The organism is Pedobacter paludis (assembly GCF_003173575.1).
GTDB classification, from domain to species: domain Bacteria; phylum Bacteroidota; class Bacteroidia; order Sphingobacteriales; family Sphingobacteriaceae; genus Pedobacter; species Pedobacter paludis.
The window spans coordinates 156,716-182,351 of record NZ_QGNY01000009.1 but is presented as its reverse complement, the minus strand read 5'-3'; the positions used below and the strand labels follow the sequence as shown (position 1 = coordinate 182,351).

The window sequence follows — 25,636 nt, the reverse complement described above, 5'->3', positions numbered from 1 at the left end:
TTAAAATATTCAGGTGCCTATATCGGCGGTGTCCACCTCTTCCCATTCCGAACAGAGAAGTTAAGCCCGCCAGAGCCGATGGTACTGCGGTAACACGTGGGAGAGTAGGTCGGTGCCAGATCTTAAAAGAGGCCCCGCAGCGTTTGCTACGGGGCCTTCCTTTTTTCCGGCCTTTTTCCGGCGCTGCAGCCTTCCGCTGCAAGCCCGATGGAGCGAGAATGCTTTTTCTTAACCGTTCTGTTTCATTTTAGGAATGGCGAAACTTGCAGATTATCCGCTTACAACTATCAAATTTATTTATAAGGTTGTATACAGGACTTGCAATTTTGGTTTTAATTACACTTTTGATAAAATATGGCTGTTTTAAAACTCAATTGGTGCAAATATGTTAATATCCTAAGGTTTGCCATAATATTTGGTTATCTTTGTTTTTAACAAAAATATAAGCATAAGTAATGAGTTTTTTTGCAGATAAAAGAAGGGAAGTAATGATGCATATTGAAAAATATATGCTTGAGTCGATGGGGACTTATTTGAAACCTATTGACACCAATTGGCAACCTTCTGATTTTTTACCAGATTCTACTAGTGAAACATTTTATCAAGATATCCGGATTTTAAGAGATAATGCAAAAGATCTTTCTTATGATTTAGTAGCTGTATTAATTGGTGATACCATTACTGAAGAAGCTTTACCAACCTACGAATCATGGCTTGCTATGGTTGACGGCCACAGTAGGGATGAAGAAGGAGGCTGGATGAAGTGGGTTCGTCATTGGACTGCAGAAGAAAATCGTCATGGTGATTTATTGAACAAATATTTATATTTATCTGGGCGTGTAGATATGCGTCAAATGGAGATCTCTACACAGTATCTTATTGCCGATGGTTTCGATATTGGCACTGGCCATGATCCCTATCGTAATTTTATTTATACTAGTTTTCAAGAATTAGCAACCAATGTTTCTCATAGAAGAGTGGCTTCACTTGCCAAAAAGGATGGCGATACATTATTATCGAGAATGTGTGGTGTTATTGCATCAGATGAAGCTAGACATGCAAAAGCGTACAAGGATTTTATGAACCGTATTTTTGAGGTTGATCCTAACGAAGCAATGTTGGCTTTTGAAGATATGATGCGTAAGAAAATTGTAATGCCTGCTCACTTCTTACGTGAAGTAGGTTTAAAAATTGGCCAAACTTTTGGACACTTTACTGATGCAGCACAACGATTGGGTGTTTATACTGCAGTAGATTATGTTGAAATTATGCAACAGTTAATTATCGATTGGAAAATTGAAGGCATGCGTGATTTAGATGAAGCTGGAGAAAAAGCTCGCGACTATATTATGAATCTGCCGTCAAGATTGTTAAGAGTGGCCGAGCGTATGAAAAATCCAACTATTGATTATAAATTTAGCTGGATCGCTGGATAAGCAGTTTAATAAAATATTTAAGCCATTTACAATCGTAAATGGCTTTTTTTATGTTACATATTTCTTCTGTACTGACCACCAACCTCATAAAGCGCCTTGCTTATCTGACCTAACGAACAGATTTTGCAGACTTCCATTAACTTGTCGAAGATATTCTCCCCATCAATCGCAGATTTTTGCAATTGTTTTAACAGCAGAGCAGACTTATCTTCATTTCTATCCTGAAATTTTTGAAGAGCAGAAATTTGAAATTGTTTTTCTTCTTCAGTGGCACGAATAACTTCTCCAGGTATAATCGTAGGCGAACCATTTTTATTTAAAAAGGTATTTACACCAACTATGGGATATTCTCCGGTATGCTTTAATGTTTCATAGTATAAACTTTCTTCTTGAATTTTACCTCTTTGATACATGGTTTCCATAGCTCCAAGAACTCCGCCACGATCGTTAATCCGTTTAAATTCAGTAAGTACCGCATCTTCGACTAAATCTGTCAGCTCCTCTATAATGAAAGCACCTTGTAATGGATTCTCGTTTTTTGCCAGCCCTAATTCGCGATTTATGATTAACTGAATGGCCATTGCTCTTCGTACAGATTCTTCGGTAGGTGTAGTAATGGCTTCATCATACGCATTGGTATGGAGTGAATTACAGTTGTCATATATCGCGTATAGAGCCTGTAGTGTAGTTCTGATATCATTGAAATCTATTTCCTGAGCATGTAAAGATCGCCCAGAAGTCTGTATATGATATTTTAACTTCTGAGAACGATCATTTCCCTTATACTTATTTTTAATTGCTTTTGCCCAAATTCTTCTCGCTACGCGACCAATAACTGCGTACTCTGGATCGATTCCGTTGGAAAAAAAGAAAGATAAATTGGGCGCAAAATCATCAATATGCATTCCACGACTTAAGTAATACTCAACAAAAGTAAATCCATTACTTAGTGTAAAGGCAAGTTGCGAAATGGGATTAGCGCCTGCTTCGGCGATATGATAACCCGAAATGGATACAGAATAAAAATTTCTTACTTTTTCATCAATAAAATATTTTTGAATATCGCCCATCATTCTCAATGCAAACTCTGTAGAGAATATACAAGTGTTTTGAGCCTGATCTTCCTTTAAAATATCGGCTTGAACCGTTCCTCGAACCGAGCTGATTGCTTTAGCTTTTATAGCAGAATAAATCTCTGCAGGCAAAACCTGATCTCCTGTAACGCCCAAAAGCATCAAACCCAAACCATCATTTCCAGCTGGTAACGTACCATTATAACTTGGACGAACTGTATTTTTAGCCTTATAAATTGCCTTTATCTTTTCTTCGGTTTCAGTCTGCAAATCATTTTCAATAATGTATTTCTCACATTGCTGGTCTATTGCCGCATTCATAAAAAAGCCCAATAACATAGGAGCAGGCCCGTTAATTGTCATTGATACGGAGGTAGATGCAGCGCAAAGATCGAAACCGGAATAAAGTTTTTTAGCATCATCTAGGGTAGCAATGCTTACACCCGAGTTTCCAATTTTACCATAAATATCTGGGCGAATATGAGGATCTTCACCATATAAGGTTACAGAATCAAAAGCAGTTGAAAGACGATGGGCAGGCTGGCCTAAAGAAACATAATGGAAACGTTTGTTCGTTCTTTCTGGGCCACCTTCTCCGGCAAACATCCTTGTGGGGTCTTCTCCCTCGCGTTTTAATGGAAATACTCCTGCCGCATAGGGAAATTCTCCCGGAAGATTTTCAGTTAATAACCAACGTAAAATATCACCCCAATCCTCATATCTTGGCAAGGAAACTTTAGGAATATTTAATTTAGATAGTGATTCATAATACAAAGGCTGTTTAATTTCTTTATCCCGAACCTTGTATATAAAAAACTCTTCTTTATAAGCCTTTTTGGTTTCAGGCCACTTTCGGAGCAATTTTTTGCATTCGCCATCTAACATTTCCTCAAAAAAAGTATAGGCTTCTTTTAACCCACTGCCCAAAGAAAGTGATTGATATTCTTCTGATAAGTCGATTACACCTTTAAGCTGGTACATTTTTCTGGCAATAGTACATTGCTTATCCACCCATTCATTATAAGTTTGGCTCGATTCTGCAATTTCGGCTAAATATCTAATTCGATCTGGCGGAATGATGTAAATTTTCTCTGATTGATCTGATGTGAGCTCCATTTTTGCATGGAAATCCGTTCCTGTTTTATCTTTTATCTGTTGCATTAAGGCTACAAATAAATTATTCATTCCCGGATCGTTAAACTGAGATGCCATTGTTCCATAAACTGGAATTTCCTCGTCCTTAGCATCGAAAATATTGTGGTTTCGCTTATATTGTTTTCGAACATCCCGCAATGCATCTAGCGCACCTCTTTTATCGAATTTATTTATGGCGACTAAATCTGCAAAATCGAGCATATCGATTTTTTCCAATTGAGTAGCTGCTCCAAATTCAGGAGTCATAACATATAAGGAAACATCGCAATGTTCTGTTATTTCGGTATCCGATTGCCCAATTCCAGAAGTCTCTACAATAATTAGATCATAACCAGCTGCCTTGCAGATGTCTATACTCTCCTGCACGTTTTTCGAAAGCGCAAGGTTTGCCTGTCGCGTTGCCAAAGACCTCATGTACACTCTTGGGTTGTTGATCGCATTCATCCGAATCCTGTCGCCTAGAAGTGCACCACCTGTTTTTCTCTTGGAAGGATCTACAGAAATAATGGCTAATGTTTTATCTTTTACTTCTACAAGAAATCGCCTAACCAGCTCATCAACAAGAGAAGATTTTCCTGCACCACCAGTTCCAGTGATGCCTAAAATTGGTGCTTTATTGTTCTTAGAAAGTTTTTTTAACTCATCAACAAATTTTTGAGCTCCTTCGGGATCATTTTCAGCAACGGTTATTGCGCCAGCTATAGCTTTAATATCTTTTGTTGGGATGGATGCTAACTCATTGGTAATACTGGCTTTTGTTATGAAATCTGTTTTCTCTAACATGTCATTAATCATTCCCTGTAATCCCATTTTACGGCCATCGTCTGGCGAGTAGATTTTAGAAATACCATAGGCTTGGAGCTCGTCAATTTCAGAAGGAAGTATCACACCCCCGCCACCTGCAAATATTTTAATGTGACCAGATCCTTTTTCCTGCAACAGATCGAACATGTATTTAAAATATTCGATATGACCGCCTTGATAAGAAGTCATTGCAATGCCTTGAACATCCTCTTGAATTGCACAGTTTACCACTTCATCAACTGATCGGTTATGGCCTAAATGAATAACCTCTGCACCGGACGATTGAAGGATTCGACGCATAATGTTAATTGTAGCATCGTGCCCATCAAATAAAGAAGCAGCGGTAACAAAACGAATTTTATTTTTAGGTTTATATATTTCTACTTGTTGCATATTATTGGATTTTTAGAATAGCAATCGAACGATTTCCTAAACTTGTTCCTTTTTATATTTGGTATGCAAATGTAGCAACTACTTACAAGTGGATGGATTTTTAATGATATTGATACAGTAATAAAACAAAAAAGCCACCGAGTTGGTGGCTTAAAGAATTTATTTATTTGTAATTTCTGTTATTGGTTCTCCAACACATCCATTAGGCATCTGTATATGCAGTAATGCTGCAACGGTAGCCGAAATATCTGTCATGTAATGTGTTTTGTTGGAAGCTCCTTGTTTAATTCCCCAGCCCATAAATACCAGTGGAATATGTGCATCGTAAGGGTTCCAGTTACCGTGAGTTGTACCTGTACTGCCACCATTGAACCAATTTGGATTTAAGATATAATAAAGATCGCCACTTCTTCTTGCATTATAGCCGTTGGTAATCATTTTTTTCTGGATCTCAGGAATTGTTGCCTGAGCAATTCTGGAAATATCAACTACGTTTGCAAAGCCATCCATTCTTTTAAGAAATTCTATTGAGGCTGCTTTAATTACATCAAAACTTACTGTTCCGTTATCTGTTTTATCATGATCAAAGATGATTTGATTATTCATTGATTTTAAAACAATATTGTTCACTTTAAATTTTTCGTTCAAGAAAGTATTTAATTTTGAAGCAATGTCTCGATCACTTACCACTCCTGCAGGAATTTTATTTTCTGCCATAAAACCAGGAACATGTGCTGCGCCATGATCTGCTGTCAAGAAGATGGTATAATTTCCTTTTCCAACTTTTTTATCTAAATAATTCAAAAATTCTTCTAAATCCTTATCCAAACGCAGATAAGTATCTTCAGCTTCGATTGAATTTGGACCGTATCCATGGCCAACATAATCTGTGGCCGAGCAACTAACGGCTAAAAAATCGGTAATGTTGTCCTGACCTAAATCTTCTGATAAAACAGCAAGTTTGGCTAAATCCAAAGTTATTGTATTGCCATAAGGTGTACTTCTAATTGCATCGAAGTTTTTATCGATATTTTGTGTAAGCATGTGCGGGAAAGTACTGGTCTTACCTTCGTATGCTTTCTCATCAGCCGTACTGTTTACGTAAGTATTAATTGGATAAAGTGTTTCCCAGTTTTTAGCGTAAAACTTATTTGCCAGCTTTAATTTATTATAATCGGCTATCCAGGTCGGAACTTCTTTCATATAGTAAGAGCTGGTAATCCAGTTTCCAGTTGTACCTTGGTACCAATATGCCGCATTTGCTGCATGGCCAGCAGGAAGAATTGAACCTCTATCTTTTAAAGAAATACCGATTACCTTACCTCTAAAGTTGGTTGCTAGTCTTAATTCATCAGTTATTGTGCTGGTTAACATGTTCTTGGGCGACATTTGCCCTTCAGTAGATGGTGTGCTTCCAACGGTTACAACTGTTGTATCTTCGGTGCAATACATGTTCTTTTTTGTTTCAGGGTCGTACCAATCGTTTCCGATTATGCCATGAATTGCTGGGACAGAACCTGTATAAATACAAGTATGACCACATGCGGTATAGGTTGGTGTATAAGGAATGAATGTGTTTTCTACAGAAAAGCCTTCATTAACCAATCTTTTGAAGCCACCGTTTGTATAGCGATTATAGTATCGATATAGATAATCCCAGCGCATTTGATCGACAACCAAGCCAACAACCAATTTTGGTCGGGCAACTTCTGCCGGATAAGCTTTAGGCTGAGCCGTTGTAGTTTTTTTAGTTTGTGCGGTGGCGATTGATAGCGAAAAGAGCGATAGGGAAAAGATTAAGTAAGGTATTTTCTTCATTCTTATTTTTGTTATTTGGCTAAAGTAACAATTTTTAGATGAAGAATATTTGAAGTTTTTGTAAAGATTTTATAGCGCTTCTGCCACTACAAAAGTGCTTCCGCCAATAAATATCAAATCATCATCACCAGCTGATTCTATTGCTTTTGCCTTAGCATCTGAAACAGAATCAAAGATTTTGCCCTTTAATCCAAAAGCCAATGCCTGATTTTTTAAATCTTCCACTTCTAAACCACGCTCTAAATCTGGTTTGCAAAAATAATATTTAGCTTGTTTTGGTAATAGGGAGAGCACTTTTGAGATGTCTTTATCTTTTACCATTCCAAAAACGATGTGAAGCTTTTGGTAAGGTGTTTGATTTATGTTTTTTACAACTTCAGTTATTCCAGCTTCATTATGGCCCGTATCGCAAATCACTAATGGATTTCTGCTCAATGTTTGCCAACGACCCTGTAAGCCTGTTTGTTTTTTTACCTGTCTTAATCCCTTAAAAACACTTTCTGAGGTTGTTCTAATATCAGTTTGCTGATTTAAAATCTCAAAGGTTTCTAAAACGGTAAGAATATTTTTTGGTTGATAAAGTCCTGTTAAATCACTTGGTAGATTTTTATATTTTAATTCGGATCCCTCAAATACTGACAGAACCAATTTATTGTTTTTTACCGAAATTTCTTTTGCGGATAAAACTGCATCAGCAAAAACAATTGATGCATTCATTTCCTTCGCTTTGTTTAGAAAAACAGTTTTCGATTTTTCTTGAGTTTCTCCGATAACTACAGGCGTATTTTTCTTTATGATACCTGCCTTTTCTCCTGCAATTTCTTCTATCGTATTGCCAAGCATATTGGTATGGTCTATACTGATGTTGGTAATAACGGAAATCTCCGGTTGGATAATATTGGTTGAATCTAAACGGCCACCCAAACCAACTTCGATTACTGCAACATCAACCTGATGCCTTGCAAAATAATCAAAAGCCATTGCTACGGTAACTTCAAAGAATGACGGCTCAACTTCTTTAATAAGATTTTTTCGCTGTTGAACAAAGGTTATAACCTCGGCCTTGGCCATCATTTTGCCGTTGATGCGAATACGTTCGCGAAAATCTTTTAAATGAGGGGAGGTATACAGACCTGTTTTATAACCTTGAGCCTGTAAAACTGATGCCAACATATGCGAGGTTGATCCCTTCCCATTTGTACCCGCAACGTGGATACTTTTAAATTTATGCTGAGGATTACCTAAAGCTTCGCAGAAAATTATGGTATTGGTTAAATCTTTTTTAAATGCAGATGCACCGACACGGGTAAACATGGGTAGTTTACTGTATAAATAATCAAGCGTTTGCTGGTAGTTCAAGCTTATTTAAATTAATTTTCTAATTCAATTGGCAAACCTTCGTTTACAAAGAGTAAGTTTAATAATTTGTCGGAAGTAATGTATAAATCTACCTGTTTGAAAGCTGAAACTGCATTAGAAAGTTGGAGGCTATCTAATGTTCTTAGCCCTTGGTTGCCATATTTTGATATTAAAATTCTGGCTTGATCAATAGCTGTACGATCAACAGCTAAAAATGTATATTTTTCAAAGTCAGATACAAATAATTCTAAAGTAGTTTTCGCTTGTTCAGAAGTAATTTCTTTAGTTCTTACTTTTTTCCAAATCGTTGACGTAAATTCAATTTTAGATATTTCCGAAAGAAAGACAGCTGTAATTTTTTGTTTAGAGAATAATTGCTCTAATTCAGCAGTTTCAATTTCTTTGTGATAAAGTTTGAATAATGATGGAGTATCTAAAAAAATATTCACAGTTCTGTTCTTCTCTCCTCTATTACAGCATCACTTAATGAACCCTTATAAGTTTTCAAGTTTTTTTGGCTTTTAGAAAAAGAAAAATCTGAAATAGATAATTCTTTCTTTTGCGTAGTATTCTTTTCTTTTTTAAAAGGCTGGATAGCAATAAGATTCAAATCTGCTAAGCTTTTTAATAATTTAACAGCTTTAGGGTTTAACACGTCGATTCTTAAAGTATTCATGAATCAAATTTAAGAAAAAATATATTTACTTATAATCCTTTATTTCACTTTAAAGTTGAAAACAACCACACCTGTTTGGCTATCGCCACCTATATCAGTTTTACTCAAAGCAGAATTTAACACCGCCTGAATGCATTTATTAACCAATTCGGTATCTGTAATCGTAGAACCTTTTAACTCTTGATTGGCTCTCGTAATTGTTCCCGATTTATTGAAATAAATTCTAATGGCAACTTTGCCGGTTTTTTGACCATCATCTTTTGGAATAACCAAATTTGAAAAACGACGTAATTCTATAGGTTTATTTCCGAAACCAGAGCCACCCTCACCATAATTATTAGATAACGGATCTCCATTAATTGATCCCTGATTTCCTGCTGTAGTTCCTGTTCCATCCCCACCACCTTGACCGGTATTTTTTTTGCCCTTATATAAAGCATTTTGATTAATAACAGGCTTGGAAGGTTTTTCTTCTGTTGTAGTGGTTGGTGTTGTTGAAGTTGCTTTTTGAGGCTTAGTATTAATACTCAAAGCTTCCTCTGTATTTTGAGTTTGAATATCCTTATCGCTACTTTCAGTAGATGTAGTTGGTGTAACCTTTTCTTCAGGTGTTACCTTATCCGGTTTTTTATTGTTGGCGTTCGGATCAGCAGAAGGTTCCTCAATGCTTGTGTAATCATCGCCCATACCTTCGGCCGAAGTTCCATAATTTACAACCATACCGCCCATACCCAATTCTTCTGGTGGCTGGAAAGAACCAATCACAATAATAAAGCTTATGGCCAGTAAAAGAGCCATAATGCCCATTGAAATGGCAACCGCTTTTGGATAATTATTTTCTTCTTTATGAGTCATTATTTTTTAGGCTCAACAGCTACAACAAGCTTTAATTTTAATTTATTTGCAATATCGTTTACAACAAATCCATCCTGATAAGTCACATTGCGTGATACATATAAAAGAATGGTCATATCGGGTGCTAATTTTTGATAACCTTCTAATACTGGTTGCAATTGTTCTATGGTTACTGGTTTTTTATCAACGAAATATTTTAAATTTTCGTCTATAGTTACGGTAACTGCTTTTTTAGCAGTAGATTGTTGTCCACTTGATGATTGTGGCAAGAGTAGTTTAACTACCGTTGGATTTACCACTGCAGAGGCCAATAAGAAAAACAACATCAGAAAGAACATGATATCGTTCAGTGCTGATGTATGTACTTCTACACTTCCTTTTGTTCTTTTGCGTAAATTCATTATTTGCCTGGTTCTTCTAATAAATCAATAAAATCAATTGCATCGGTTTCCATTTTGAGAATAATTTTCTCAACCATTATATTTAAAATGTGGTATAAAACGTAAGCGATAATACCAATAATTAAGCCGGTTGCTGATGTAATCATTTTGGTATATAAACCACCAGAGATGGTTCCGATTTCGATAGCACCTTTAATGGATACCTGGTGGAAAATTGTAATTACCCCAACAATTGTACCCACAAAACCTAGCATTGGCGCAATACCGGCCACAATTCCTAAAATGCTAATGTTTTTTTCTAATTTGGAAACCTCTAATTTTCCTACGTTTTCTATTGCTCCTTCGATGTCTTTAATCGGACGACCAATACGTTTTAAACCTTTTTGCAACATGCGGGAAAGGGGAGAGTTGTTGTTTCTTAACATTGCAGATGCGCCTTCCAAATTACCTGATTGAATATAAGATCTAATCTGGCCCATTAAATTAGATTCATCTTTAGTAGCTTTTTTGATGGTTAAATAACGCTCGAAAAATATAACTAAGGCTAAAACGGCCAAGAAAGCCAAAGGAATCATTACCCAGCCACCTTTAAAAAGCAAATCAATAAAATGTATTTCTGGTGCGGGCTGACTTAAATTTGGATTAACCGCGTTTGCCGTGTCCTGCAATGCTTGTGTGGTGTCTTGAATAATTGTTAATAAGGTTGTCATTATGGTGTGTTTATCTGTTTAATATCTAATTCTTTTATTCTAACTTTTTTACTTAAAGCTGGTCTGGCATCGAAAGCTTCTTTCTCTGTTCTAAATGATGCAATACTTACTTTTTTATATGGGCCTTCAATAGGTACAATTTTAGCAGAAATTCCATAACCTTTCATTTGTTGTATAAACTGTTCGGCTTTTCTAGTTGTTTTAAACGAGGCCCCAATAATGTCGTATGTTACTGTGGGAGTTTTTGCAACAGCTGCGATGGCTTTTGCCGGAACAGCAGTAGTTTTTTTAATAGAATCCTTTTTCGGTAAAACCTGGTTCGCTTTTAAAATACTATCTGTCTTTGCTATTGAATCCTGTTTTAGCTTTGCAGTATCCACAATAACTTTCGGCGAATCTGCAATTGCAGCGGGAATTGGGTTTTTATCAACTTTAGCTACTGGATTAAATAATTCTGGATTGACGAAATAAACAATTGCGGCAATTACAATTAATATTAATATGGCAACAAATACCTTTGGCCAAACTGATTTACCTTCTTCAACTGGTTCATCCAAAAGTGGATCGTGGCCAAAACGATTTGGATGTTCGGCGTGCTGTTCCTTAATAAATTCTGGAGCTTCTATAACTTCCTCATGAGGAACAATTTCTTCATGTTCCTTAACTTCATCATGTAAATTGATGTAAGTTTTTGGCAACTCAGTTTCGGGTGTATGCCCAAAACGGTTTGGATTTTCCTCATGCTGTTCTTTAATAAATTCAGGAACAACAACAACTTCATCCTTTTCTTGTTCTAAAAGGTCATCTGATTCTGGCTTATGCCCGAAACGATTAGGATGTTCTTCATGCTGTTCTTTTATGAATTCCGGAACCTCAACCTCAGCTTCTAATGGTTTTTCGCTATGCTTTAAGGTGTTTTTAAGATCATCATGAACTTCATCCAATTCTACATTTTCTATGATGGGAAAAGCAGTTTCGATCTCTTTTGTTGTTTCGGTTTGAGCTGGCGCCGATGGTGCCTCAGCAATCTCATCGTAAATCTCTTCTTCATCTTCTTTTTTAGAAGGAGATTTTATTTCTTCTACAGCAGTTTCAGTTTCTGGCACCACAGGCAAACCATAAAATTCTGAGCCGTAGTTTGTACTTTTTGCAGGTTCGAAACTTAAACCTTGGTGTTCCGTGTAAAACAGTCTACCTGTGTTTACCAGCTCTGCTTCGTGTTCAATCTCTAGCTTTTTATTAACATCCTCAACAAACTGAGCGATGTAATATTTAGCGCTTTCTAATGAGATGTTTCTTTTGCTAGAAACAAACTGCGCCAGAGATTCTTCATCTTGAACATCTGTAGTAAACTGCAAAGTATATCCCGGAGGTAAAAACGATTGTTTTTCCTTATCGTATCTGCCTGGAAATTTCTTTTTATAGAAAGTTCCCAAGCCAGTAATACCGACTTCCTTGCTTTGTTGCAAAAGTTCTAAAAGGTATGATAAGATATCCATTCCGGTAAAATTAAGCGTTTTTTCTAAACCTACACAATAATTAATTTAATGCGCTTAAAATGAATAGGTTAGTCCGCCAAAAATGTTAAATCCGTTTACCTGATAAAATAAATACTTGCTGTAGTTGCTGTTTAAAATGTTATTGGCCTTTGCAAAAACAGAGAATTTATTATTGATTCTATATTCTGCACCTAAGCCTAAATCAACATAACCTTTAACGGTAACGATAGATTCTATTGCAGGATTTGGAACAACATATTGTAATGGATTAACCGGTGCCGATATATTTATTTTGGCCTTAACATCATCTTGAATAACTACACCAGCGTTAAAGCTTAGTTTTTTATTGTAGGTATAAACGAAGTTAGAGCTTACCTTTAATCCAGGTTTAAACCAGCTGTATGTTTCTTGAGCAGGTTTCCAATCATCAATGTTTAACTTTCCAGTCCATTTTAATGCATCACTTACCTGAACGGAAATTTCACCCTCTAAGCCTGTTAACTTTGTTTTCCCGAAATCATAAATTACATCGAATTTATTAAAATCTGTGTAGTTGTTTACGAAAAGAGGCATATCATCAAATTGCTTAACGTAAACACGGGCTTTGTAACCAAAACCGGGTCCGCCGGTACCTTTAATACCAGCACTAAAGCTTAACTTTTCAACGGTGTTTTTAACTAATATATTGCTGTTTAACCAAGGATTTTCATCGGTAAATCCTTTTAAAGAGTTTCTATTAACATCGCCTTTTACTTCTCCAAAAATTTGCAAATAATCTGGAATCAAGGTAAAGTCTGCGGTAACAGCCGGAAAAATTCTCGAACTGCTATAAGCGCCGAACTCTTGAACAAAGTTAACTCCAGCTGTAATTTTTGCACCTTTAACCTGCAAACGGATGTACGGATTTAAGCGCAGTAAATTATTGCCCACACTTGTTAAAACATCTTTGGTATTTCCAAATTCTGCTGCCGCTGCCAAACCTAAGTTTAAAGAGCTGATGCGTTTATTTAAATAACCATTAACAGTGAAATAATTTTCTTTAGCACTAAATTTATCACTCCAAACATATCCATCGGCTTTTAATGCATAACTTAAAGCATCTTCATCCTCGGTAAAGTTTTTTACCAATTCACCTTCAGCTTCAAACATGGTTAAAGCTTGTTTTTCTGGATTCGGGTTTAAAGCGGGGCGGTCGTTATCAATGCCGTAAAAATGAACGCCATTACGTTCGAAGTTGACCCGGCCACTAACGGTATTTTCATCTAAAATGCTACGACCGAAAACACTGAGTTGCTGACTGCTGCTGTTTTGTTTATTTAATTTTCCTTCTTGACTGAAATGTTTAAAATAACCACCAATCTGGAGACCTTCATCTTTTCCGGTGTTAAAATAAGCTTCACCTAAAAGGGTAGCTTGAGAACCAAATGCACCTTTAACGTAATTGTTAATGAGTTCGGTTTGTTTTTCATCTACAAGTTGTTGGGCCTGGAGTTTTTTTATATCGCTGTTAAGCTCTAATTTTCTATCGGTAAGGCTATAATTTAATTTTGCTTTGTAAGTTTTAACGTCATCCAAATTCGGACTTCTTCTTAGCTTTACAGCTTCTGCCAAAATGGGCTTATAAGGACGTACCACTTCAATTTCTTCGTTAACAGCAGCTTTTTCTTCAGGCTTTTTATCCTGAGCCTGCGCCGTCATTAATCCGGCCGTCAAGAAAAAAAGTAAACTATATATATATTTGATCGACTTCATAATTCTACTTCTTCTGGTTTAGTTTTTCTAATTTTTGTTTCGCAGTAGGGATGATATCATCCTTACCATCATAATTATCGATAATGCTTAGAAGTGTGCTTTTTGCCTGTAAATTGTCTTTCAGCGCAATGTAGTTATCTGATAATAAGATGAATGCTTTAGCTACCCAATAATCATAAGAAGCCATGTTGTTAATAATATCGAAGCACGATTTTGATGAAGTTTTATAATCACCTTTGGTATATTCCAATTGAGCCAAATTGTATTTTGCTTCGGCAGCTGCAATGGTTTTCGTGGTTGCAACAACGTTTTTAAACTCTTTTACAGCAGTTGTTGTATCGCCTTTTAATAGATATGCTTTACCTGCATACAAGCCCGAGCTATTTTTTTCTTCTTCAGATGCTTTTTCAGATTCTTTAGTTAGCTGAGCATATTTTAACATATCATCAGGCATATTAAGCGCAGTATATGCCTTTAATAAACTGTTGATTGCATAACTGTAATGTGCTTTATAATCGGTTGTTGTTTCTAATCTTTTTAGATATACAATTGCCTCGTTGTATTTTTTCTGATCTAAGAAGACCTGAGAAATACTCAATAAAGAGCGCTCCGTATAATCACTTGTCCAATCGTTTAATATAAACTCGTAATCCGCAACAGCTTCATCTGGGCGCTTAAGTTTAACTAAAGATTCTGCTCTAATAAACTTTGCTTCTTTTTCATGAATTGCTTTTGGAAATTTATCGAAATATGCATTAACGGCCTGTAACGCTCCATTTACATCGCCTTTAAGGTATAAGTTATTGGCAGCGCTAAATATGATATTATCCTGCTCAGCATTAGAATAATTTCCAAGTGGTGTGGTTCCTGCGTAAGCAATAAAGCCATTTGCATCACCCTTATCCACATAAATGTTCTTGATAGATTCTAAGGCCTGTTTGGCTTCATCAGCGCTTGGGTAATCGCGAATAACCTTTTTGAAAGATTCTAACGCCGCATCGTCCTGATCTTGATTGTACTGAACCAAGCCAATCGTTACCAAAGCTTTAGGAACATAGCTGCTTCTTGGATATTTAGCAACGAGTTCTACCAAATCAGATTTAGATTTATCAAAATCGCCTTTATTAAAGTAAGTGTACGCGGTTTCAAAACCAGCATCATCAGCATAGTTAGAGTTAGGAAATGTTTTTAACAAACTTTGCATCGTCGCAATTTTGGTATCATACTGAGTTTCCAAACCTTGAATCATCCCTTTTTGAAACAAGGCATAATCTTCTGCACTGGTTTTGCGACTGATGATCTTGTTATAATTCGCCATTGCATCGCCATAATTTTTATTTACAAAATAAGAATCGGCTAAGCGGATGGTTGCATCGTCTATCGTTTTTTGATCTTTATCGTTTCCAGCTAAAAATTTCTCAAAGTAGTTGGCTGCCTTACTGTATTTTTCATCTTCAAATGCGGCGTAGGCCAAAGCATAATTGGCAAAATTGTAAACCCCGGTTTTATCGGCATCAGGCATTTTTAGGAAAAGCTCAAATGTTTTAACAGCTTCGCCAAATTTACGAAGCTCATACATAGATTCTGCTTTCCAATACGTGCTCAAGGCATTTATCTCATTGTCTTCAGGGAATTTTTCCGAACGTAAAAACATGGATAAAGCGTTAGGGAAGGCCCTTTCGTTATAAAACTCTAATCCGCGGAAATAGGTCACTTTTTGATAAGCTTCCCTAGCTTCTAGCGTTTTATTCGGAATAGGTTCCAGAATATCTACTGCAGCCTGATAATTTTTCGTGGTCAATAAAACTTCGCCCAATAAGGTTTTGGCCTCGTTTGTTTTTTTAGAATTTGGGAATTGTTTTAAGAAACCCTGAGTGGCGTCTAAAGCCTGCTGATGAAATTCTAGCTCGTAACTTAACTTAGCATAATTTAGCCAGGCTTCTTCTTGAATGGCCTTATCAAAAGTTAATCTAGATGCTCTAAAAAATGCACTTTGCGCTTTAGGTTTATCGCCCAGCTGAATAAATGCTTTTCCTAAAGTATGCATTCCATTTTGAAGGTAAACATCATCGGTGTTAAGCTTTTCTAAAACGGAAACCGATTCTTTATATTTTTTATTTTGGAATAACGAATAACCATATTGGTAAATAAAGAGGTTGTTCTTGGTATCGCTTTTATCTTTTGCATAAAATTCGGCAAAATATTTTTCTGCATTTTTAAATTCAGATTTGGCGAAATAAGAAGCCGCTACCAAACTTAACATTTCCGGTTCGAACTGTTGTTTGGTTTTTTGCATCGCTGGGATTGCATAACTAATCACATCATCATAACGCTCATCTAAGTAATACATAGATGTGATATAATACGGATAACTGGCTTCGTAAGTGGGAGAGCCCTTTAATTTTTCGAAGTTTGCAAGTGCCGTTTTGTATTCTTTGTTTAGGTAATTGATGTAAGCAAAATAGTAGGTCGCACTTTCCTGGAAATCGCCCTTTTCTTTTTTCACCTGCTCAAATAAAGGCTCAGCCTTTTCGTAATCTTTTAATTCGAAATAAGCGTAACCTTGCTTAAATTGATATTCGTTGCGTTGCTTCCCTGAAAGTGTAGATGGATCTGTTTTTTCGAACCACTCCAATGCTTTTTTATAGTTTTTCTGGTTGAAATAAGTTCTGCCAACATAAAAATAAGCAAGCTTTGTATTGGGATTTAAAGGATAATCGCGAATAAATGCCTGAAATAAACTTTCGGCATCGCTGTTGGTAAGCTCTAAAGCGCACACGGCAGCATAGAACTTTGCATTTTCTTTTAGTAAAGATAACTCGGCATTGCTCTCGGTTTGTGTAGAAGGTTTAAAGCGTTGTTGTTCAACAAGTTTAAACTGTTGCGAGGCAGCGGTATATTTTTCTTTATCTAATAATTCTAAACCCGTTTGATAGTTTTTATTGAGGTTTTGCACTGCGCTAACCTGAGCGTATGTACTAAAACTTCCTGCTAAAAATAGCGGAATTAGTAAGTATTTTTTCTGCATTGGTTTCAAATATGGTTGGTACTAAATTATAAATAGTATCAAAGCTTATCAACAGAAGTAATTAACATCTGTTAATAACACAAATAAACGACGGGATTTTTGGTTTGGTATTCGGATTGGGGCAATTGTGGAAAATTAGACTGGTTCATTGGTTCAGTCGTCATTAGTTGATAGGTAGAATTGGCTCAAATTGGGTTAAGCACTTAATTGTATAAATCGGTTAATTGGGGTTAAGCGCTTAATTGTATAAATCGGTTAATTGTCTATCAAAGCTTGGTTGATCGCGATAAACCATTGACTATTGAACCAATGACTAATTAACTATTTTACCCTTGACTTGCCAATAAATAAAGTACGGCCATTCTTACGGCCACTCCATTTTCTACCTGCTCCAAAATAATAGATTGCTTACTGTCTGCAACATCGCTGGTGATTTCCACGCCACGGTTAATTGGACCTGGGTGCATTACGATGATCTCTTTATCAAGATTATCCAGTATCTGTTTGTTTAAGCCATACATCATTGCATATTCCCTGAGCGATGGAAAGTATTTAATGTCTTGACGCTCCAGCTGAATTCGAAGCATGTTTGCCACGTCGCACCAGTTTAGTGCTTTAATTAAGTTGTGCTCAACCTTTACGCCTAGTTGATGGATGTGTTTAGGAATTAGCGTAGTTGGTCCGCAAACCATGACCTCGGCGCCTAAACGCTGTAAGCAAAGAATGTTGGAAATGGCAACCCTAGAGTGTAAAATATCTCCAACAATGACCACTTTTTTACCTGCAACGTCACCAAGTTTCTGGCGAATAGAAAATGCATCCAATAATGCCTGGGTTGGGTGTTCATGTGCGCCATCGCCAGCATTTACAATTTGTGCCTTAACATGTTTGCTCAAAAACTGACCTGCACCAGCATACGGATGGCGCATAACAACCATATCAACTTTCATCGATAAGATATTGTTAACGGTATCTATTAAGGTTTCGCCCTTACTTACCGATGATGATGAGGCTGCAAAGTTTACAACATCTGCAGAAAGCCTTTTTTCTGCCAGTTCGAAAGAAAGTTTTGTGCGGGTAGAATTTTCAAAAAAGATATTGGCAATGGTAATATCGCGAAGAGAAGGCACTTTTTTAATGGGCCGATTGATTACTTCTTTAAAATTATCTGCAGTTTCGAAAATCAATTCGATATCATTCCGGTTAATATCTTTAATGCCTAAAAGATGTCGGGTTGATAGTTTGTCTGCTGCCATTTTTTATTTATTGTTTTTCTGATAATAAAATCACTTTGTCTTCTGCGCCCTCACTTGCCCAAGTTACTTTTACCTGTTGCGAATTTAAGCTGTCTACCTGATGGCCAATATAATCAGGCTCGATAGGTAAGTGTCTGCTAAATCTCCTGTCAATTAAAACCAAAAGTTCAACTTTCTCTGGTCTGCCGTAAGCCAAAAGTGCATCTAATGCAGCTCTGATGGTTCTGCCCGTCCAAAGTACATCATCAATTAAGATTACTTTCTTGCCTTCAATTATAAAATCGATAGAATTGCTGCTGGCCGTTACCAAACCATCTTTTCTGCGGAAATCATCTCTAAAGAAAGTTATATCCAGGTTTCCCTTTAAAATTTTCTTTTTCTTAAGAATAATCTGAAGCTCCTGCTGAATCCGGTCGGCCAAAAAAATTCCCCTCGGCTGGATGCCAATTAAAACGGTATTCGCGAAATCGTCGTGGTTTTCAATTAATTGATGGCAAAGCCTCTTAATTGTAATCTGAATTTTTTGTCCGTCAAGAAGTGTTTTCTTTTGCATTGAAGAAGGATTGGGCAAATATATAAAAATGTTTTAAGGATGGAAAGTTGCGGGCAGATTGTTTTATTGTATCAAAGTTAAATCATTCTGTTACAAGGCCAAAATTGTTTTTATAAATGATTTGAAAAGCAGGTTTCGGTTTGCATCGGATACATCAGTCCGGCTTTCCGCTTTACTTTCCCGAAGAAAAATCGGGATGCGTGCCCGCTTCAATCCGGTTTAAAGGGCAGGTTTAAGTGCACCTATTTATTGTCTAAACCCTTACCTTAAACTTGCTGATCTAACTCAATTAAAGTTAAAAGCTTTTGGTTAATTATATCCGTAATTGTATTTTTCCCATCGCCAATTAATTTTCCATCCACTTTGCTTACCGGAAAAGCATTTTTTGTAGAACTGCTGATAAATGCCTCTTTCGCATTATATACTTCATCCAAAGAAAAATCTCTCTCGGTAAAAGTATAATTCGGAAGCTCCAAGCTTAAAATTTTACTTCGCGTAATTCCATGTAAAATCTCGTTTTTGGCAGTTATAATCTCGTTTTCGGTAACGATGAAAAAATTTGCCCTTGGGCATTCTCTTACTTTTCCATTATTATGATAAAGAAGATCATCGGCATGGTTTTCCTGTACAAATCGCTGCAAACGGATGGCCTGTAAATAATCGATGGTTTTAACCTGTGGGATTTGGCGTTGATGATTGTAACTTACCAAAGCCATGCCCTGATTGGGTAAACTTTTTTTAATTTCTAAGGGGGTTTGTATAATAATCAAGTTAGGTTTCATCATGGTATAACCATCTTCAGCATAACCTCCTGTTAAAATAATTTTGATTCCCGAATTTGGGATATTGTTTTCCGCTATTAATTTTTGAATGGTATTTCGAAGTTGTTCTCGATCCAATTCTACCATCAAATTCATTTCCCTGGCAGAGTTGTAGAAACGATCTAAATAATTTTCAATAAAGATTGGTTTGTTGTTAATCGTTTTTAAAAAATCAAAAATGCCATAACCTCTTTGGATGGATAAATCAGAAACCGATATTTTGGCCTCTTCATTTAAAAACAGCTCATTATTTATAGAAATATACATGCTTATTGCGCTTTAATAAGTTGAGCTAATGTACAGGAATATTCATTTTATTGCCAATAAAATTCTCATTTCAGATATTAAAAATACAGAAGTCTGATTTTTATTAAAGCTTTAATACCTAACTTTATCTATGGTTCAACCGGTAATATTCTTTGATGGCGTGTGCAATCTCTGTAATGCATCCGTTCAATTTGTTATTGAACACGATCAAGAGAAACTGTTTAAGTTTACAGCCTTGCAGAGTGCTTATGCAAAAGAGATTTTACCACAATTTAATGTTGATCCGGAGAAATTGAATTCTACGTTGTTGTTGGAAAACGGAGTGCTTTATACAAAGTCTTCTTCAGCATTGCGGGTTGCCCGAAGGTTAAGCGGACTATGGCCTTTGCTTTTCGGATTTATTATTATCCCAAAATTTATTCGCGATTGGTTTTACGATCTAATTGCAAAAAACCGATACAAATGGTGGGGAAAACAGGAAAGTTGCTGGGTACCAACACCCGAATTAAAAAGCAGGTTTTATTTGTAAATCTGCTTTATGATTGCTTAATCTTTCTGCTCGAGATCCAGAGCCAAAGGGTTAAAATCACCAGAGGGATCGTTATGCTCAGCGCCGTTAATTCCAATTGATTTCGTTGGCTTACAATATCAGCTTCTGTTGATGTGTAAATATAAACTGTTTCTTTAATCGCAAACACGGTTATTACAGTACAAAGAACGGCTAGGATTTTACGCATATTTTATTTTGCAACAAAGATTGGATTATTTTTCGAAAACTGTAGTTAAAAAAGCCAGACGGATTTTTTATAGTAGTTGCTATACCTAAACCCGAATTTGTTTTTTCCATGCCTCTTTAATTAATTTAAACAGTGGGTAAGCCAGAAAGCTCAAGAATTACGCAAAAAGAAAATTAATTTTCTAAATACCTTTTAGAATAATTAATCCCCATTAAATCGTATCGTTTAAATTGGGTTTTCAAACGTTTTAAAAAATCGGGGTAGTTGCGTTTATCTTTTGGACTCCATAAAATTTCGCTCAAAGCATCCAATCGGGGAAATAACTGATATTGCACTTTGGCCGGATTGGTAATGTATTCGCTCCACAAACAGCCTTGTCCACCCCAAATGTATTTCGCCTGTTCTGCAGTTAACTCAGTAGCAACGGGCTCATAACTGTAAACATCAACCAGGAGCGATGGTTTGTTTGCGGTTAAGCTATCTTCTTTTATAAACTGCGCATGATTGAAATACATTTTGTTTTCGGGAGTCATAATTGCTTTATGATTCTGTTGAGTTGCTTCAATACCGCCCTTTTCGCCTTGCCAGCTCATGACTACAGCATTTGGTGCCAAGCCACCCTGCAAAATTTCGTTCCAGCCTATAATGGTCTTACCCTTACTATTAACGAATTTTTCCATTCTTCGGATAAAATAGCTTTGTAATTCGCTTTCATCTTTCAAACCATTTGCCTTCATAAACTGCTGTGAAACTGCAGATTGTTTCCACCAAACTTTTGATGCTTCATCGCCACCAATGTGAATGTATGGAGATGGAAATAATGCCATCACTTCAGTTAAAACATTTTCTAAGAACTTAAAAGTAGTATCTGAGGCCTGCAAAACATTATTGTATTTGTTCATCATGCCCCAGGTTTCGGCAACCTCATATTTTTTGTTTGGCTCGGTTCCCAGCTCGGGGTATGCTGCAAGTAAAGCCATACTATGTGCGGGCATTTCAATTTCGGGGATAATGGTAATGTACCTTTTCGCGGCGTAATCAACCACATCTTTTATTTGCTCTTGGGTATAAAAACCGCCATATCGAATGCCATCGGTTTTAATCACCGCATCTTTTGGGGTAATTTTTATCTCTGCGGGCAGCACTTGGTATTTTATGTTTTCATTTCCTTTTCCTGGCCACAAACCAATAATACTTCCATTGCGCCAAGCGCCGATTTCCGTAAGTTTAGGGTATTTTTTGATTTCTATCCGCCATCCATGGTCATCTGTTAAATGCCAATGGAAATAATTCATTTTGTGTAAGGCTAAATAATCGATGTACTGTTTGATGAATGCTACATCAAAAAAATGGCGACTCACATCTAAGTGCATTCCACGATAATCGAAACGAGGGTAATCGGTAATGGAAACCGATGGGATTTGCACAGGAAGAGCCATGCGTGAATAGGGTAAAAGCTGTATTAGCGTTTGTATACCATAGAAAATTCCTTTTGAAGATGAAGCTATAATCTGAATCTCCTTAGAATCGGCATTAAGCTCATAACGATCAGGGGTGGAGGTTTTAATATTATTTACTGCTAACTTAATCACATTGCCTTTTTTGCTTAAAGTAGTATCTCTTTTGATGTTGATCCCATAATATTTTGAAAGGTAATCTTTAAAAAAAACAATGCTGTTAATTAGGGAATCTGGAGCAACGATCTGCGTGTTGTTATCGATTGTGAAAGGGGATGCTTTAGAATTTAGTGTCAGTTTTACAGGCTGAGGAATAATATTTACTTCTTGTGCCCAAAGATTTAAGCCAAAGGCAATGGATAAAAACAGAAAGATGATCTTCTTCATAACATGAGGTTTCCTTCCCAAAAGTAGTAATTATAGGGGGATGAAAGCAAAAGGAAGATAGTACGAATTACTTATATTACATAAACCCGTGTTTCGACAGGTTCAGCATGACAGAAGTTTCAAAAAGATTGAACGAATAGCGAGGCAGGAGTTACCGAAAGGCTGTTGCTCTATTTTTCAAATTATTTAACCATATAAGACATGTAAGTAAATATAAGCTCAAAACTTAAATGCTCTCAAATTCCTTATATGGTTAATTAAGGGAAGATTGCCCTTTTTGGTTTCAATGAAACAGATGCTTCGACAGGCTCAGCATAATAATCGTAAAAAGATTAAACGCATAGAGCAAATAATACTTTTGGTTAAAAGCACATTCTTTTGTTTCCCTCTCTTCAAGGAGAGGGACTGCACTAAAAAACAAAAACCTCTACCTTTGATAGGGTGAGGTTAAAATTCTGTGCTTCTTTAGAATCGGATTGCGGGCGTGAGTTACCGAAAGGCTGTTGCTCTATTTTTCAAATTATTTAACCATATAAGACATGTAAGTAAATATAAGCTCAAAACTTAAATGCTCTTGAATTCCTTATATGGTTAATTAAGGGAAGATGCCCTTTTTGGTTTCAATGAAACAGATGCTTCGTGCCTCAGCATGACAGAAGTTTCAAAAAGATTGAACGAACAGCGGGGCATGAGTTACCGAAGGGCTGTTGCTCTATTTTTCAAATTATTTACCATATAAGACATGTAAGTAAATATAAGCTCAAAACTTAAATGCTCTTGAATTCCTTATATGGTTAATTAAGGGAGATTACCTCATCGGCCGAAAAAGCCTCCTCGCAATTACGAAACTTTGAACATAAAAAAATCCCGATAACTTTCGCTATCGGGATTAATATATTTAGTTAAAAAGACTAGCCTTTTTTAGCTTTGCTTTCTTCGCCTTCTAATTGCGATTTCAATTGAGCCAATACGTCTAAATCTCCTAATGTAGATTTCTCTACAGAATCTTTAACTTTTTTAACTGCTGTGATAGATGCTTTAGCTTCTTTCTTTTTAGCATTTCTTTCTTCTGCTACAGCTTCAGCTTTAACTTCTTCCCAAATACGAGCGTGAGAAACAACGATGCGTTTAGCTTCTTTGTTAAACTCGATGATTTTGAAATCGTTAGTTTCTTCTGCTTTAACTGAAGTACCATCTTCTTTAACCATGTGTTTAGTTGGTACGAAACCTTCAACACCGTATGGTAAAGCAATAACAGCACCTTTATCAGTTACTTTAACAACTGTACCTTGGTGAACCGAATCTAAAGTGAAGATCGTTTCGAATGTATCCCAAGGGTTTTCTTCCAATTGTTTGTGACCTAAGCTTAATTTACGGTTATCAACGTCTAATTCTAAAACAACTACGTCTAATACATCACCAACCTTAGTGAATTCGTTAGGGTGGTTTACTTTTTTAGACCATGATAAGTCAGAGATGTGGATTAATCCATCAATACCTTCTTCGATTTCAACAAACACACCGAAGTTAGTCATGTTTTTAACCGTTGCTTTGTGCTTGCTTCCAACTGGGAATTTAGCAGCAACTTCTTGCCATGGATCGTTAGATAATTGTTTAATACCTAAGCTCATTTTGCGCTCGTCTCTATCTAAAGTTAAAACTTCAGCTTCGATCTCATCACCAACTTTTAAGAATTCTTGTGGATTTCTTAAATTTTGTGACCAGCTCATTTCAGAAACGTGGATTAAACCTTCAACACCTGGGATGATTTCTAAGAAAGCACCGTAATCTGCAACAGTTACGATTTTTCCTTTTACTTTAGAACCAACTTGAATGTCAGCACTTAAGTTTTCCCAAGGATGTGGAGTTAATTGTTTTAAGCCTAAAGCGATACGTTTTTTCTCATCATCGAAATCTAAAACAACTACATTGATTTTTTCATCTAATGATAATACTTCTTTCGGATGCTCTATGCGGCCCCAAGAAATATCAGTAATGTGAAGTAAACCATCAACACCACCTAAATCGATGAATACACCGAAATCAGTAATGTTTTTAACAGTACCTTCTAATACTTGTCCTTTTTCTAATTTAGAAACGATTTCTACTTTTTGGCTTTCTAAATCGTCTTCAATTAACACTTTATGAGAAACTACTACGTTTTTAAACTCATGGTTAATTTTAACAACTTTGAATTCCATTGTTTTACCCACGTATACATCGTAATCGCGGATAGGTTTAATATCAATTTGAGAACCTGGTAAGAAAGCCTCAACGCCCATGATATCAACAATTAAACCACCTTTAGTACGGCTCTTAACGAAACCGTTGATGATTCTATCATTTTCAAGCGCCTCGTTAATAGCTTCCCAAGATCTTTGAGTTTTTGCTCTTTTGCGAGAAAGGATCAATTGACCGTTAGCATCTTCCGGTGCTTCAACGAATACGTCAACTGAATCGCCGATTTTTAAATCTGGTGTATCACGGAATTCTGAAGTAGAAACTAAACCGTCTGATTTAAAACCTACGTTTAATACTACGTCTTTGTTGTTAATTGAAACAACGATACCGCTAATGATTTCACCTTTAGTGATTTGATTGAATGTTCCAGCATACATATCTTCAAACTTTTTACGGTCTGCATCATTGTAATTACCGAAAACTTTTTCATCTGCATCCCAGTCGAAATCTTCGGTTGGTGTTGCTAATGATGATTTGATCGATTCGATCGAAACTGAATCAGCTTCTGATTCAATAGTTTCTTTTTCAGTTAGGCGTCCGCCTTCTCCCTGAAGTTCAGCTGTTTTAGCTGCTAATTCTTTTTCTGCTACTTGTTTTTTAGCCATTAATTAATTATCTCCTTTTTTCCCTATTTAGGGACTGCAAAGGTAAAACTTTTTTAATTAATAGAAAAGATTTTTTTAATAAATGTTGCTGATTTTAAGCTCATTATAAATCTGCCAATCGTCATGCTGAATTTTTCATATTGTATATGTTTGTTTTTCATTTTGCATTCAAGAGGGCTACGCCGTTTATTTCGGCATCTAAATCGTAAAATTCACGAATATGGAATTGATTTTTATTAATTATTTGGAAATGAGCGTTCAGTAATTCTTCGGTCAATGTAGCCCCGCTTTCGCTTATAGTCCTCGCCCGATAGAAAAAATCGGGCTCTGGGCTATTCAGCTCTATCGGGTTT

Annotated in this window: 18 protein-coding genes and 1 rRNA gene; 3 read left to right on the top strand and 16 right to left on the bottom strand. The window is 36.3% G+C overall.

Annotation, left to right across the window (positions count from 1 at the left end):
• The first annotated feature begins 9 nt into the window (after positions 1-9).
• Positions 10-121 (top strand): 5S ribosomal RNA (gene rrf / locus DF947_RS20765).
• Positions 122-455: 334 nt separating this feature from the next.
• On the top strand, positions 456-1,436 hold the full coding sequence (locus tag DF947_RS20760) for an acyl-ACP desaturase (RefSeq protein WP_109932603.1): 981 nt from the start codon (positions 456-458) through the stop codon (positions 1,434-1,436).
• Between the two features lie 53 nt (positions 1,437-1,489).
• Here DF947_RS20760 and DF947_RS20755 read toward each other — a convergent pair whose 3' ends face one another.
• From DF947_RS20755 to DF947_RS20690, 14 genes are all read right to left on the bottom strand, one after another.
• A complete protein-coding gene (locus DF947_RS20755; RefSeq protein WP_109932601.1) occupies positions 1,490-4,861 on the bottom strand; it encodes a methylmalonyl-CoA mutase family protein in 3,372 nt (1,123 codons plus the stop codon).
• A 159-nt stretch (positions 4,862-5,020) separates the two neighbouring features.
• Positions 5,021-6,679, bottom strand: a complete 1,659-nt coding sequence (gene pafA, locus DF947_RS20750; RefSeq protein WP_109932599.1) for an alkaline phosphatase PafA — start codon at positions 6,677-6,679, stop codon at positions 5,021-5,023.
• 69 nt (positions 6,680-6,748) lie between these two features.
• A complete protein-coding gene (locus DF947_RS20745; RefSeq protein ID WP_240615432.1) occupies positions 6,749-8,038 on the bottom strand; it encodes a bifunctional folylpolyglutamate synthase/dihydrofolate synthase in 1,290 nt (429 codons plus the stop codon).
• A gap of 11 nt (positions 8,039-8,049) precedes the next feature.
• On the bottom strand, positions 8,050-8,487 hold the full coding sequence (locus DF947_RS20740) for a type II toxin-antitoxin system VapC family toxin (protein ID WP_109932597.1): 438 nt from the start codon (positions 8,485-8,487) through the stop codon (positions 8,050-8,052).
• Entirely contained in the window at positions 8,484-8,714 is a 231-nt protein-coding gene (locus DF947_RS20735; protein WP_109932595.1) for a hypothetical protein, read from the bottom strand. Before DF947_RS20735 ends, DF947_RS20740 begins: the two co-directional genes overlap by 4 nt.
• A gap of 39 nt (positions 8,715-8,753) precedes the next feature.
• Positions 8,754-9,569: an energy transducer TonB gene (locus DF947_RS20730; protein ID WP_109932593.1), complete on the bottom strand. Its 816-nt coding sequence runs from the start codon at positions 9,567-9,569 to the stop codon at positions 8,754-8,756.
• Positions 9,569-9,970 (bottom strand): ExbD/TolR family protein, encoded by a 402-nt coding sequence (locus DF947_RS20725; protein WP_109932591.1) that lies wholly within the window; start codon positions 9,968-9,970, stop codon positions 9,569-9,571. Before DF947_RS20725 ends, DF947_RS20730 begins: the two co-directional genes overlap by 1 nt.
• Positions 9,970-10,680 carry a MotA/TolQ/ExbB proton channel family protein gene (locus DF947_RS20720; RefSeq protein ID WP_109932589.1) on the bottom strand — a complete coding sequence of 237 codons (711 nt, stop codon included), beginning with the start codon at positions 10,678-10,680 and terminating at the stop codon, positions 9,970-9,972. Before DF947_RS20720 ends, DF947_RS20725 begins: the two co-directional genes overlap by 1 nt.
• A complete protein-coding gene (locus DF947_RS20715) occupies positions 10,680-12,179 on the bottom strand; it encodes an HU domain-containing protein (protein WP_109932586.1) in 1,500 nt (499 codons plus the stop codon). The genes DF947_RS20720 and DF947_RS20715 overlap by 1 nt, the downstream gene beginning before the upstream one ends.
• A gap of 54 nt (positions 12,180-12,233) precedes the next feature.
• Complete coding sequence (locus DF947_RS20710; RefSeq protein ID WP_109932584.1) at positions 12,234-13,931, bottom strand: porin family protein; 1,698 nt, start codon at positions 13,929-13,931, stop codon at positions 12,234-12,236.
• A gap of 4 nt (positions 13,932-13,935) precedes the next feature.
• Positions 13,936-16,959 carry a tetratricopeptide repeat protein gene (locus DF947_RS20705; protein WP_109932582.1) on the bottom strand — a complete coding sequence of 1,008 codons (3,024 nt, stop codon included), beginning with the start codon at positions 16,957-16,959 and terminating at the stop codon, positions 13,936-13,938.
• A gap of 326 nt (positions 16,960-17,285) precedes the next feature.
• Positions 17,286-18,215 carry an aspartate carbamoyltransferase catalytic subunit gene (locus tag DF947_RS20700; protein WP_109932580.1) on the bottom strand — a complete coding sequence of 310 codons (930 nt, stop codon included), beginning with the start codon at positions 18,213-18,215 and terminating at the stop codon, positions 17,286-17,288.
• A 7-nt stretch (positions 18,216-18,222) separates the two neighbouring features.
• On the bottom strand, positions 18,223-18,768 hold the full coding sequence (gene pyrR, locus DF947_RS20695; RefSeq protein WP_109932578.1) for a bifunctional pyr operon transcriptional regulator/uracil phosphoribosyltransferase PyrR: 546 nt from the start codon (positions 18,766-18,768) through the stop codon (positions 18,223-18,225).
• A gap of 266 nt (positions 18,769-19,034) precedes the next feature.
• On the bottom strand, positions 19,035-19,856 hold the full coding sequence (locus tag DF947_RS20690) for an aminotransferase class IV (RefSeq protein WP_109932576.1): 822 nt from the start codon (positions 19,854-19,856) through the stop codon (positions 19,035-19,037).
• Between the two features lie 130 nt (positions 19,857-19,986).
• Here DF947_RS20690 and DF947_RS20685 point away from each other — a divergent pair, with 130 nt between their 5' ends.
• A complete protein-coding gene (locus DF947_RS20685) occupies positions 19,987-20,385 on the top strand; it encodes a thiol-disulfide oxidoreductase DCC family protein (RefSeq protein WP_109932573.1) in 399 nt (132 codons plus the stop codon).
• A gap of 381 nt (positions 20,386-20,766) precedes the next feature.
• Here DF947_RS20685 and DF947_RS20675 read toward each other — a convergent pair whose 3' ends face one another.
• Together DF947_RS20675 and rpsA are read right to left on the bottom strand one after the other, a co-directional pair.
• Positions 20,767-22,437, bottom strand: a complete 1,671-nt coding sequence (locus tag DF947_RS20675; protein WP_109932569.1) for a beta-N-acetylhexosaminidase — start codon at positions 22,435-22,437, stop codon at positions 20,767-20,769.
• A gap of 911 nt (positions 22,438-23,348) precedes the next feature.
• Positions 23,349-25,283 carry a 30S ribosomal protein S1 gene (gene rpsA / locus DF947_RS20670; protein ID WP_109932567.1) on the bottom strand — a complete coding sequence of 645 codons (1,935 nt, stop codon included), beginning with the start codon at positions 25,281-25,283 and terminating at the stop codon, positions 23,349-23,351.
• Positions 25,284-25,636 lie beyond the last annotated feature (353 nt).

Bases quoted from the DNA above. Each gene is read 5' to 3' on its own strand.
- DF947_RS20760 (WP_109932603.1), top strand. From the start codon at position 456: ATGAGTTTTTTTGCAGATAAAAGAAGGGAAGTAATGATGCATATTGAA.
- DF947_RS20755 (WP_109932601.1), bottom strand. From the start codon at position 4,861: ATGCAACAAGTAGAAATATATAAACCTAAAAATAAAATTCGTTTTGTT.
- pafA (WP_109932599.1), bottom strand. From the start codon at position 6,679: ATGAAGAAAATACCTTACTTAATCTTTTCCCTATCGCTCTTTTCGCTA.
- DF947_RS20735 (WP_109932595.1), bottom strand. From the start codon at position 8,714: ATGAATACTTTAAGAATCGACGTGTTAAACCCTAAAGCTGTTAAATTA.
- DF947_RS20730 (WP_109932593.1), bottom strand. From the start codon at position 9,569: ATGACTCATAAAGAAGAAAATAATTATCCAAAAGCGGTTGCCATTTCA.
- DF947_RS20725 (WP_109932591.1), bottom strand. From the start codon at position 9,970: ATGAATTTACGCAAAAGAACAAAAGGAAGTGTAGAAGTACATACATCA.
- DF947_RS20720 (WP_109932589.1), bottom strand. From the start codon at position 10,680: ATGACAACCTTATTAACAATTATTCAAGACACCACACAAGCATTGCAG.
- DF947_RS20715 (WP_109932586.1), bottom strand. From the start codon at position 12,179: ATGGATATCTTATCATACCTTTTAGAACTTTTGCAACAAAGCAAGGAA.
- DF947_RS20710 (WP_109932584.1), bottom strand. From the start codon at position 13,931: ATGAAGTCGATCAAATATATATATAGTTTACTTTTTTTCTTGACGGCC.
- DF947_RS20705 (WP_109932582.1), bottom strand. From the start codon at position 16,959: ATGCAGAAAAAATACTTACTAATTCCGCTATTTTTAGCAGGAAGTTTT.
- DF947_RS20700 (WP_109932580.1), bottom strand. From the start codon at position 18,215: ATGGCAGCAGACAAACTATCAACCCGACATCTTTTAGGCATTAAAGAT.
- pyrR (WP_109932578.1), bottom strand. From the start codon at position 18,768: ATGCAAAAGAAAACACTTCTTGACGGACAAAAAATTCAGATTACAATT.
- DF947_RS20690 (WP_109932576.1), bottom strand. From the start codon at position 19,856: ATGTATATTTCTATAAATAATGAGCTGTTTTTAAATGAAGAGGCCAAA.
- DF947_RS20685 (WP_109932573.1), top strand. From the start codon at position 19,987: ATGGTTCAACCGGTAATATTCTTTGATGGCGTGTGCAATCTCTGTAAT.
- DF947_RS20675 (WP_109932569.1), bottom strand. From the start codon at position 22,437: ATGAAGAAGATCATCTTTCTGTTTTTATCCATTGCCTTTGGCTTAAAT.
- rpsA (WP_109932567.1), bottom strand. From the start codon at position 25,283: ATGGCTAAAAAACAAGTAGCAGAAAAAGAATTAGCAGCTAAAACAGCT.